Below are 11,040 nucleotides of genomic sequence, written 5' to 3' on the forward strand. Positions count from 1 at the left end.
GTGGGTGGTTTTGTGCTGCCCTCACCCCACCCCCTCTCGCGCCGGGTGGTGAGGGGCTTTGGTCATGCGGGGGCGGGGCTATCCGGTTGTGTCACAGATTGCTGGGTTGGGGCGTGTTGGCTCCAGCGTTAGTCGCTGCACATCTGAAAACAGCTGCTCTACCGGCATGCCGTAGGGCGCGAACAAGCGCAGCCGGCCTTCGCGGTCGAATACGTAGCCGCCTGCGGTGTGGCTCATCGAGTAGGCGCCGGGGTGCTTGCCTTCTTCGCGGTCGTAGAAGGCTTTGAACGATGCTGCCATTGCGGCGAGTTGCGCATCGTCACCAACCAACGCAGTCGCAGTTGGGTCAAACGCTTTTACATAGGTCTCGGCAACAGCTGGCGTGTCGCGTGCCGGGTCCACGGTGACGAAGATCACCTGCAGTTTGTCGGCGTCCGAGCCCATCAGGTGCTTCACGCGGTTCAACTCCACCATGGTGGTGGGGCAGACATCGGGGCAGCTGGTGAAGCCGAAGAAGAGATACGTCACTTTGCCGTTGAGGTCGGCCGGGCTGCGGCTTACGCCTGTGCTGTCGGGCATCGTCCATTGCTGGCCGAGGGCTTCGCAGGCGATGTCCTTGCCGTAGAAATCCACCTTGGGCTTTGCGGCGCAGGCGACCAGCAGCGCGGTGGCGGCGCTTATCGCGATGGTGGACAGGTGCAGTTTGCGGGCCAGTGCGGCGAGGCCGGTGACGGGGGTGTTGGTGCGGGACATGGCTATGGTCGATGAAGGACGGACAGCCGAACTACATGCGACGGGCCGGCAGTGTGTGCCGGCCCGTCGCGTGCGTCAGTTGACCATCATGTGGAAGTGCATGCTCCAGATGATCCAGATGGAGAGCGCTACCACGATGAAAAGAATGACCAGGGTGAAAACAAAACTGGCCAGGTTCCAGCCGCCCTCCGAGGAGCGGTTCATGTGCAGGAAGTACACCAGCTGCACGATGATCTGCACGACGGCAAAGCCGACCAGCAGGGCCATCGTCAGCGGCCGCGACAGCGTCGGGTTCATCACCAGTAGGAAGGGGATGACGGTGAGCACGGCGCAGATCACGAAGCCGATCAGGTAGGACTTGGTGGAGCCATGTCCGCTGCCGGCGCGGGAGGTGTCGTTGTCGGACATGGTCAGAACACTCCAATCAGATAGACAAAGGTGAAGACGCAGATCCAGACCAGGTCCAGGAAGTGCCAGAACAGGCTCAGGCAGGAGATGCGGGTGACATTGGTCGGGGTGAGGCCGCGACGCTTCACCTGGTGCATCACCACCGCCATCCAGATCAGGCCGCTGGCCACGTGCAGGCCGTGCGTGCCAACCAGCGCGAAGAACGCGGACAGGTAGGCGCTGGTGGTGGGGCCGGCGCCAATGTGGATGAGGTGGTTGAACTCATACACTTCCATGCCGATGAAGCCGGCACCGAGTGCGAAGGTCACGCCCAGCCAGGTCAGCACCGCGCGCTTGTCCTGGCGGTGCATCGCCAGCACGGCCTGGCCGTAGGTGATGCTGGATACCAGCAGCAGGAAGGTCTCCACCAGCACGAACGGCAGCGAGAACAGCTCGGCACCGGTCGGGCCACCCGCATACGCGTTGCTGAGCACCGCGTAGGAGGCGAACAGCGAGCCGAACAGCACCAGGTCGGACATGAGGTAGACCCACATGCCGAAGACCTTCATGCCGCCCTGGTCGTGGCCATGGTCGTCATGGCTGTGCTCGGCCGCCTGTGCGTTGTCTACGGCGACGTTGGACATGATGTTCATGCAATCACCCTGTGCTGCTTGAGCTTGTTCTGGTGTTGGTTCTCGATGGCGGCCACTTCTTCGGCGCTGACGTAGTAATCCACGTCCTCGTCGTAGGAACGCACGATCAAGGTGACGATCATCGCCACGAAGCTCGCACCGGCCAGCCACCAGATGTGCCAGATCAAGGCGAAGCACAGCGCCAGGATCCAGATGTTGAGGATCAGCGGTACGCCGGTGTTACGCGGCATGTGGATAGGCGCGTAGTGCTTGGGCGGCTTGGGCAGGCCTTGCTTCTTGGCTTCGTGGAAGGCGTCCAGGGTGTCGGCCTTGGGCACCACGGCGAAGTTGTAGAACGGCGGCGGCGAGGGCGTCTGCCATTCCAGCGTGCGCGCATTCCACGGGTCGCCGGTGATGTCCTGGTTCTGCTTGCGGTCGCGGATGCTGACGTAGATCTGCACCAGCATCAGCACGATGCCTGCGAACACGAACAGTGCGCCGACGAAGGCGGCAATCAGGTAGGGCGTCCACGCCGGGTTGTCGTACTGGTTCATGCGCCGGGTCATGCCCATGAAGCCCAGCATGTACAGCGGCATGAAGGCCAGGTAGAAACCGATGATCCAGCAGGCGAACGACCACTTGCCCAGGCGCTCGTTGAGGGTGAAGCCGAACACCTTCGGGAACCAGTAGACGAAGCCGGCCAGGTAGCCGAACAGCGCGCCACCGATGATGGTGTTGTGGAAGTGGGCGACCAGGAACAGGCTGTTGTGCAGCAGGAAGTCTGCGCCCGGGATGGCCAGCAGCACGCCGGTCATGCCGCCGATGGTGAAGGTGACCAGGAAGGCGATGGTCCACAGCATCGGTACGCTGAACTCGACGCGGCCGCCGTACATGGTGAACAACCAGGTGAAGATTTTCACGCCGGTCGGGATCGCAATGATCATCGTCATGATGCCGAAGAAGGCATTGACGCTGGCACCGGAGCCCATGGTGAAGAAGTGGTGCAGCCACACCACGAACGACAGGATGCCGATCGCCAGCGTTGCACCCACCATCGACTTGTAGCCGAACAGCTTCTTGCGCGAGAACGTGGCGGTGATCTCGGAGAAGATACCGAACGCCGGTAATACCAGGATGTACACCTCCGGGTGGCCCCAGGCCCACACCAGGTTGACGTACATCATCGGGTTGCCACCCAGGTCATTGGTGTAGAAGTTGAAGTCCAGGTAGCGGTCCAGGGTGAGCGCGCCGAGGGCGACGGTCAGGATCGGGAACGCGGCAATGATGATCACGCTGGTGACTAGCACGGTCCAGGTGAACACCGGCATCTTCATCAAGGTCATGCCCGGCGCACGCATGCGCAGGATGGTGATGAACAGGTTGACGCCGGTCAGCAATGTGCCGACACCGGAGGCCTGCAACGCCCAGATGTAGTAATCAACACCTACCCCTGGACTGAACTCGATGCCGGACAGCGGCGGATACGCCACCCAGCCGGTCATCGCGAACTCGCCAAGGCCCAGCGAGATCATCATCAGCGCAGCGCCGACCACGAAGATCCAGAAGCTGAAAGCATTGAGGAAGGGGAAGGCCATGTCGCGCGCGCCGATCTGCAGCGGCACCACGATGTTCATCAGGCCCACCACGAACGGTGTGGCCACGAAGAAGATCATGATCACGCCATGCGCGGTGAAGATCTGGTCGTAGTGCTCCGGTGGCAGGAAGCCATCACTGCCGGGGCCGGCCGCGGCTAACTGCGCGCGCATCATCAGTGCATCGGCAAAGCCGCGCACCAACATCACCAGCGCCACCACGATGTACATGATGCCGATCTTCTTGTGGTCCACGGTGGTGAACCAGTCGCGCCACAGCACGCCCCACAACTTGAAATAGGTGACGGCGGCGAGCAATGCGATGCCGCCAAGCACCATGCCCGCCAATGTCACCACGACGATCGGGTCGTGCAACGGCACGGCGTCCCACGTCAACTTACCGAACATGCTCATTACTCCTGGGAGGCCTTGGGTTCTGCGTTGTGGCCGGACGTGGCCGCGGTGTTCTCACCCACGCCGATGAACTGGTCGATCACCTTCTTGAACAGCAGCGGCTCGACGCTGGCGAAGTGGCGCACCGGTTCTTTACGCGTCGGCGCGGCCAGGCGCTTGAATTCGTCGAAGCTCAGTTGATCCGGCGACTGCCGCACCTGCGCAACCCAGTCATCGAACTGCGGCTGGCTCATCGCGGTGGCGACGAACTTCATGTTGGAGAAGCCGTGGCCGCTGTAGTTGCCCGACATGCCGTCGAACTTGCCTTGCTCGTTCGCCACCAGGTGCAGTTGCGTGCGCATGCCGGCCATCGCATAGATCTGCCCACCGAGCTGCGGGATGAAGAAGGTATTCATCGTCGAGTTGGAGGTGATGTCGAAGGCCAGCTGCTGCCCGGCCGGGAAGTTGAGCTGGTTGACCGTGGCGATGCCCAGGTCCGGGTAGACGAACACCCATTTCCAGTCGGTGGCGATCACTTCCACATGCAGCGGCTCGCCGGGAATATCCAGCGGCTTGTAAGGGTCAAGCTCGTGGGTGGATTTCCACACGATCACGGCGAGCACGGCGACGATGATCAGGGGCACGCCCCAGACCACGATTTCCACTTTGGTGGAGTGCGCCCAATCGGGCATGTACTTGGCCTTGGTATTGCCGGAGCGGTAGCGCCAGGCAAACACGAAGGTCAGCACGATGGCCGGTATCACCACGATCAGCATCAAGGCGATGCAGATGATGATCAGGTCGCGCTGGGCAATGCCCACGTCGCCCTTGGAGTCCAGTAGTACCCAGTTGCAGCCAGACAGGCCCACGCATGCCAAAGCGGCCAGCGCTGGGCGGATGCGTTTCCAGCAGATATTCATTGAAGGTCGACCGTGTTGAAGGAGCTCTTGAGCGGGGACCGCCGATGCCCGGCGCATAGGCCGGGAGCGGCTACACTGTCCGTACGGCGGTGCCTACAAAAGGATTGCCGATCCAGTCAAGTCCATACAAGATACATCATTGTATGGGTTGGTGCACGTACAAAGCAGGGAAGGTTCACCCGATGCAGCAGCCAGCCGCAGGCCGACGCCTGAAAAAGCCCAACCGGACCTGGGTCCGTCCCTTCGCCGAGGGCACCGGTCCGCTCTACCTGCAGATTGCCCAGCAGGTACGCGACGCCGTGGACGATGGTGTGCTGCAACCCGGCGACCGGCTGCCGCCGCAGCGCGACTTGGCCCAGCTGATGGGCGTGGACCTGACCACGGTCACCCGTGCCTACGCCGAGCTGCGCCAGTCCGATCTGCTCGACGCGCAGGGCGCCGGCGGCACCTTCATCGCCATGTCGGCCGGCAACAGCGCCACCTCGGTGGACCTCAGCATGAACATCCCGCCGCTGCTGGGCAGCAGCCCGTTCGCGCAGAGCATGGAGCGCGGCTTCCAGCAGCTCAGCCAGCAGCTGGGGCAGGGCGAGCTGATGAGTTACCACGTCGGCGCGGGCTCCCGCGACGACCGCGCCGCCGCTGTGCAGTGGCTGGCGCCCATCCTCGGCAGCGTCTCCGCCGAGCGGGTGGTGATCTGCCCCGGCGCGCAGGCCGCGCTATGCGCCATCGTGCTGGCCAAGACCCAGCCGGGTGACCTGATCGCCGCCGAACAGCTCACCTATCCGGGCCTGCTGGCCGCCGCCCGCGTGCTGCAGCGGGGCATCGTCTCCATCGCCATGGACGCCGAAGGCATGCTGCCGGACGCGCTGGAAGCGGCCTGCCAGCAGCGCAAGCCGGCCCTGATCTACCTGATCCCGACCATCCAGAACCCGACCACCGCGACCATGTCGCAGGCCCGCCGCGCCGCCATCCTGGCGATTGCGCGCCGCCATGGCGTGGCGGTGGTGGAGGACGATCCGTACTGGCTGCTGGCCGCCGACGCGGCGCCGCCGCTGGCGGTGGATAGCCACCCGGACGCGCCGGTCTACTACGTTTCCACCCTGTCCAAGTGCCTGGCGCCGGGCCTGCGCACCGCCTACCTGGTGGTGCCGCCGGGCGAGCCAATGGAGCCGCTGCTGGACGCCCTGCGCTCAATCGCGCTGATGCCGACCCAGTCGATGGTGGCGGTGGCCTCGCACTGGATCCGCAGCGGCCAGGCCGATGAGATGGTGCGCCGCTTCCAGCAGGAGCTGCGCCAGCGCCAGCAGATTGCCGCGCGCATCCTGCCCAAGCCCTATCAGGCGCACCCGTCCGGCCTGCATGTGTGGCTGCCGTTGCCGCCAAGGCTGGACCAGTACCGGCTGATCCAGGCCGCGCAGGCGCAGGGTCTGGGCATCGCCAGCTCGGAGGCCTTCAGCATCGAGGAGCAGGCCGGCAATGCCATCCGCCTGTCCCTGGGCGGGGCGGTGGATCAGCACAGCCTGGCGGCGGCGTTGACCAAGCTGACCGAGGTCATCTCGGCTGCGCCTGAGACGCGAACGCAGGCGATTGTCTGACCGGCCTCCGGTCATATCCATACAAAAGTGATACATTGCATATCTTGTATGGATATGCGGGTAGCTGCTGTGCGTCGGGACAAGCTGAAGTTTCATCTGGTGATGCTGGGCTGCGCCGGTTTCGTGGTGCTGGCGCTGGCGTCGCTGGTCTATGTCTGCTCGCGGCCGCAGACCGCCGATGTGCAGGCCAGTGAGCGCGCGGCCATCGAGCAGTGCCTGCAGCGCAGCCGCGCGCCGGAGCGTACCGAGATCTACCGCCGCGCCCAGGCCGATTCCTGCGCCGAGATGCTGGAACAGTACGAGCACAAGTTCGGCGCGGACGCCGCCTCGTGAGCCCGCCCAACGGCGCATCGCCGCGCCGGCGAGGGATGCGGCTGTGGATCGCAGCGGGCTGCGTGTTGATGGCCGGTATCGCGATAGCCCTATGGCAGTACTTCGGCCTCAGTGAGCAGGCCACGTTCGCCGAGCAGGCCATCGTCTTCGACGACACCCAACTCAAGCTGCCGCTGGAACTGGCTGGCGCGAATGGGCGCATCCGCGTCGTGCATTTCTGGGACCCGGCCTGCAAGGTTTGCAACCGCGAAACCGGCGCGCACCTGAGCTACCTGATCAGCATGTACCGCCGCGCCAACATCGATTTCTACGCGGTGCGCCGCCCGGGCACGACAGGTGAGCTGCCCGAGTATCTGCGTGGTCGTTTGCAGGAGCTGCCGACGATTGAAGGCGCCGAACATATTCCGGTCAGCCCTGCGGTTGCGATCTGGGACAGGCAAGGGCATCTGGCCTACGCCGGCCCGTACAGCATCGGCATGGTCTGCAATTCGGCCAATAGCTTTGTCGAGCCCATCCTCGACAAGCTGGTCGATGGCCAGACGGTGCGCCCACGCGGATTGCTGGCGGTGGGCTGTTACTGCCCTTGGCAAAACAAATCTTGATCCGCTGCTGATGAATCTGCATGCGCGCCAGCGTGCGTGGACGTTTTGTCCGCGCAAAAAAAACAGCGGGCACCCGCTCCAACCGACCGATGGTTGGGAGCAGGCACCCGCCGCTGATGTAAACAATACGTGGCTACATCGTCCATACATGGTGCGACAGGATGTCGCAGTTTTTGCCGTTAAATATGGGGTTTGGCGATGAACTGGATGGACAGCGCGCTGCGCAGCAACGGCCCGATCTACCTGCGCATCGTCAACAGCATCGAGCGCAGCATGAACACCGGCGAGCTGGTGCCCGGTCATCGCCTGCCATCGCAGCGCGCATTGGCCAAGCAACTCGGCATCGATCTGACCACGGTGACGCGTGCGTTTGATGAAGCACGCCGACGCGGCCTGATCGAAGCGCGCGGGCCACAGGGCAGTTTCATCGCACCACCGAAAGCAGCCTTCGGCCAACCAGTCGACCTGAGCATGAATGTGCCGCCGGTGCCAGATGCATTGGCCTTGAACGATGCCTTGCGACGTGGCGCAGCCGCCGTGCTTGCACGCAGCAATGCGCCCAACCTGATGACGTATCACCTTGCTGGCGGCAGCCCGACCGACCGGCACGCGGCGACCAGCTGGCTGCAGCCGATGCTGGGCGATGTTGCCGATACGGCATTGGTGGTGGCTGAAGGCGCGCAGTCGGCACTGGCCTCGATCCTGATCAGCCAGACCCAGGAAGGCGAGGTGATTCTTTGCGATCACCTTGTGTATCCCGGCTTGCTGCAGGCGGCACGATCATTGGGGCGACGCTTGCTGCCGGTCGATGGTGATGCGGAAGGGATTTGCCCGGAGGCGTTGGAGCGTGCCTCGCGGCAGAGTGGGGCACGCATGGTTTACCTCAACCCCAGCTGCAACAACCCGACGGCGCTGACGATTCCCTCGCAGCGACGTGTTGAGCTGGCACGTGTGCTGCAGCGGCTGGATTTGTTGATGATCGAAGATGATCCGTATTGGCATCATGCTGTGGAAAAGCCAACGCCGATTGCGGCGCTGGCACCGGCACATGTGTATTACGTATCGACGTTGTCGAAGGCGATCAGTCCCGGTCTGCGTACTGCCTTCGTACGTTGTCCGTCGGAGCGGCACGCTGAAGGATTGGCGACGGCATTGCGATCGATCTGCTTGATGGGCCATCCACTGGTGATGGCACTGGTCAGTCAGATGCTGTTGGATGGATCGGCAACGGCATTGTTGAATCAGGTGTTGGATGAAGCGCGCGAACGCGCCGCACTCGCGGCACACCTGCTGGTGCCTTCATTGAAAGTGCAGGCAGCTGGATTGCATGCATGGTGCAGCGTGCCCGAGCCCTGGACCGATGCTGGCTTCGTGCGCGCCGCCCAACTGCAGGGCCTGGCGATCTCGCCGTCATCGGCATTCCGGCCGGATGGCGCGCAACGCAGCCGAGGCTTCAGGCTGTCATTGGGGCAGGCAAGCAATAGGCGCCAACTGCAAAGCGCCTTGCGCCGCATCAACCAACTGGTAGATGCCCCAGATTCAAACAACGCGGCATGAACCGGTAGTGCCGAGCCATGCTCGGCAGAGGCCTTGTGAGCAATGCAGCAATTGTAGTGCCGAGCCATGCTCGGTAGAGGCCCTACAAGCAATGCAGCGACTGTAGTGCCGAGCCATGCTCGGCAGGGGCCTTACAAGCAATGCTGCAGGAGCGGCGTAAGCCGCGAAGCTGGCAATGCATCAACCGCAGATCAACCGCGAACAGCACCCCTCCCCAACCCTCCCCTTGCCTGCGGCAAAGGGAGGGAGCGTAGTGCCGAGCCATGCTCGGCAGGGGCCTTACAAGCAATGCTGCAGGAGCGGCGTAAGCCGCGAAGCTGGCAATGCATCAACCGCAGATCAACCGCGAACAGCACCCCTCCCCAACCCTCCCCTTGCCTGCGGCAAAGGGAGGGGGCAGACGCGCGCTGCGGTCAGTTCCAGTTCTGCTCACCGCTTCAATGCGTACGCACCAAACGTACTGCCGATGAATCCACCTGCGGTGTCGGTACTGAGCAAGCTCGCATCAAGCGCTTCACCTACACGCTGCCATTGCCCGGGTTGTGGCGAGAACCATGCCTGCGCACGTGCTCCATCCAGGGTGAATCGCAGGCCCGTATTATCGCCAGCGCCGCTTAGATTCTTCTGCGCCAGCAGCGTCCCTGTCTCCGGCGAATCCTTGCCGGCGCGCAGGTACAGAACTACCCGGCGCGCACCGTTGCTGGCTTCAATGCCCAGCACATAGTGATAGCGCTCGTTCTGCAGCCAGGCCAATCCTGCCAACTCTCCATCAGCCACAGACTCGGCCGACAACTGCATATCCAGGGTCGCGCGATGGTGCTGAAGGCGATGTCCCAGATAGTGGGCCTGTTCTTCTGCACCCTCGGCGCCCAGCGGCGTCGTGCCGGCTTGCAGCTTCAACCCTCCAGCGCCTGTGTTGAACCACGCGCGCTGCGGTGGATGCAGGGTTAGCCATTGTGGCGGCAGCTTCGCGTCGCTGAAGTTTTCCGTCCAGGTGGATACGGCGCTATCGGTGACAGTCGCGTTCGCGCCAGCAATCTGCGGGCGCGGCAGCTGCAGCGGTACTTCGGCGCCGCGTGGCAGCACCTGCGGCCAGCCTTCGTGCCATTGCACCGGCAGCAGGAAGGTTTCGCGGCCGAGATTGTATTGATTGCCGCGATACGGTCGGGTCGCAAGGAATACGGTCCACCAGCTGCCATCAGCCAGCTGCACGAACTGCGCATGCCCAGCCGAGGTCACCGGATTGGCGCGCTTGGGATCGAGGTCGCGCTGGGTCAGTACCGGGTTGTTGGGGCCAGCCTGATACGGACCCGTCAGGCGGCGGCTGCGCCAGATCATCTGCGCATGCTGCTCGCCTGTGCCGCCTTCTGCGGCGGTCAGGTAGTACCAGCCGTCGTGCTTGAAGATATGTGGGCCTTCGATGTGTTCAGGCTTGCTGACAGGGGCGGCACCGCCATCTACCAGCAGTCGCCGCTCAGCAATGGCCTTGCCGCTGGTCAGATCGATCTGCTGCAACCAGATCGCACGGTGGCCGTCGTAGCGCAGCTCGCCATCGGGCACATCGTTGTGCACGACCCAACTACTGCCATCGGCATCGAAGAACAGGGAAGGATCGATGCCGCGCACCTGCAGCCAGACCGGGTCCGACCATGCCCCGGCCGGATTGTCGGCGTGGATCAGGAAGTTGCCGCTGTCGCAGTAGAAACAGGTGTTGACGATGTAGAAGCGGCCGTCCTTGTGGCTGATCGAGGCAGCGAACAGGCCGCGGGTGAGCTCGTCCTTGCCGTAGTTGATCTGGCTGGGGCGGTCGATGGCATTGCCGATCTGTGTCCAGTTCACCAGGTCGCGGCTGTGGTGGATCGGCAGGCCGGGGAAATAGCCGAACGTGGAGTTGACCAGATAGAAGTCATCGCCAGCGCGCACGATCGACGGGTCCGGGTAGAAGCCGGGCAGGATCGGGTTGCGGTAATTGCCGGTCGCCAACGGCGCATGCCGTTCATTGCCCTGGTAGCTGATCGAGTGCACCAGCACTTCGGCATTGCTGGCCGGTGCCAGCAGGCAGAGCAACATCCACAGCAGGCGACTACGCATGGGCGGCTTTGTCCAGGCTTGGAGAAGCCTTGGAATCTAGCAGTTAACGCCAATGCTGGTGGAGTGCCGTCTGCCCAATCAACATCGGGGTGGGCGGGGGGGGTTGGGTTGGGGGCCCCCACGGAGCCCCGGGTGGTGGGGGGGTGTAGAGGCGGGGGTGGGTCAGTGTCGGGGGGGCGGCGGGG

10 protein-coding genes are annotated in these 11,040 nt (G+C 63.5%); 4 read left to right on the plus strand and 6 right to left on the minus strand.

What is annotated here, in order from left to right:
* Positions 1-78 precede the first annotated feature (78 nt).
* From ACVOK8_RS18820 to cyoA, 5 genes are all read right to left on the minus strand, one after another.
* On the minus strand, positions 79-753 hold the full coding sequence (locus ACVOK8_RS18820) for an SCO family protein (RefSeq protein WP_481568147.1): 675 nt from the start codon (positions 751-753) through the stop codon (positions 79-81).
* A gap of 75 nt (positions 754-828) precedes the next feature.
* Positions 829-1,161 carry a cytochrome o ubiquinol oxidase subunit IV gene (cyoD, locus tag ACVOK8_RS18825; RefSeq protein ID WP_312368997.1) on the minus strand — a complete coding sequence of 111 codons (333 nt, stop codon included), beginning with the start codon at positions 1,159-1,161 and terminating at the stop codon, positions 829-831.
* A 2-nt stretch (positions 1,162-1,163) separates the two neighbouring features.
* On the minus strand, positions 1,164-1,793 hold the full coding sequence (gene cyoC, locus ACVOK8_RS18830; protein ID WP_282271767.1) for a cytochrome o ubiquinol oxidase subunit III: 630 nt from the start codon (positions 1,791-1,793) through the stop codon (positions 1,164-1,166).
* Positions 1,790-3,772, minus strand: coding sequence for a cytochrome o ubiquinol oxidase subunit I (cyoB, locus tag ACVOK8_RS18835; RefSeq protein ID WP_303748706.1), 1,983 nt, complete (start codon positions 3,770-3,772; stop codon positions 1,790-1,792). Before cyoB ends, cyoC begins: the two co-directional genes overlap by 4 nt.
* 5 nt (positions 3,773-3,777) lie before the next feature.
* The gene (gene cyoA, locus ACVOK8_RS18840; RefSeq protein WP_481568148.1) at positions 3,778-4,677 is read right to left on the minus strand and encodes a ubiquinol oxidase subunit II; all 900 of its coding nucleotides are present in this window, start codon (positions 4,675-4,677) and stop codon (positions 3,778-3,780) included.
* Positions 4,678-4,859: 182 nt separating this feature from the next.
* On the opposite strand from cyoA, the gene ACVOK8_RS18845 reads away from it, so the two are divergent.
* The 4 genes from ACVOK8_RS18845 (at position 4,860) to ACVOK8_RS18860 (ending at position 8,764) form a co-directional block, all read left to right on the plus strand.
* Complete coding sequence (locus ACVOK8_RS18845; RefSeq protein ID WP_481568149.1) at positions 4,860-6,272, plus strand: aminotransferase-like domain-containing protein; 1,413 nt, start codon at positions 4,860-4,862, stop codon at positions 6,270-6,272.
* A gap of 48 nt (positions 6,273-6,320) precedes the next feature.
* Positions 6,321-6,605 carry a hypothetical protein gene (locus tag ACVOK8_RS18850; protein WP_057627610.1) on the plus strand — a complete coding sequence of 95 codons (285 nt, stop codon included), beginning with the start codon at positions 6,321-6,323 and terminating at the stop codon, positions 6,603-6,605.
* A gap of 35 nt (positions 6,606-6,640) precedes the next feature.
* Positions 6,641-7,207: a DUF6436 domain-containing protein gene (locus ACVOK8_RS18855; protein ID WP_481568150.1), complete on the plus strand. Its 567-nt coding sequence runs from the start codon at positions 6,641-6,643 to the stop codon at positions 7,205-7,207.
* A 198-nt stretch (positions 7,208-7,405) separates the two neighbouring features.
* Positions 7,406-8,764 (plus strand): aminotransferase-like domain-containing protein, encoded by a 1,359-nt coding sequence (locus ACVOK8_RS18860; protein WP_481568151.1) that lies wholly within the window; start codon positions 7,406-7,408, stop codon positions 8,762-8,764.
* Between the two features lie 429 nt (positions 8,765-9,193).
* Here ACVOK8_RS18860 and ACVOK8_RS18865 read toward each other — a convergent pair whose 3' ends face one another.
* Positions 9,194-10,855, minus strand: coding sequence for a glycoside hydrolase family 43 protein (locus ACVOK8_RS18865; protein WP_481568152.1), 1,662 nt, complete (start codon positions 10,853-10,855; stop codon positions 9,194-9,196).
* Positions 10,856-11,040 lie beyond the last annotated feature (185 nt).

The sequence above is a fragment of the Stenotrophomonas sp. STEN083 genome (assembly GCF_056759195.1).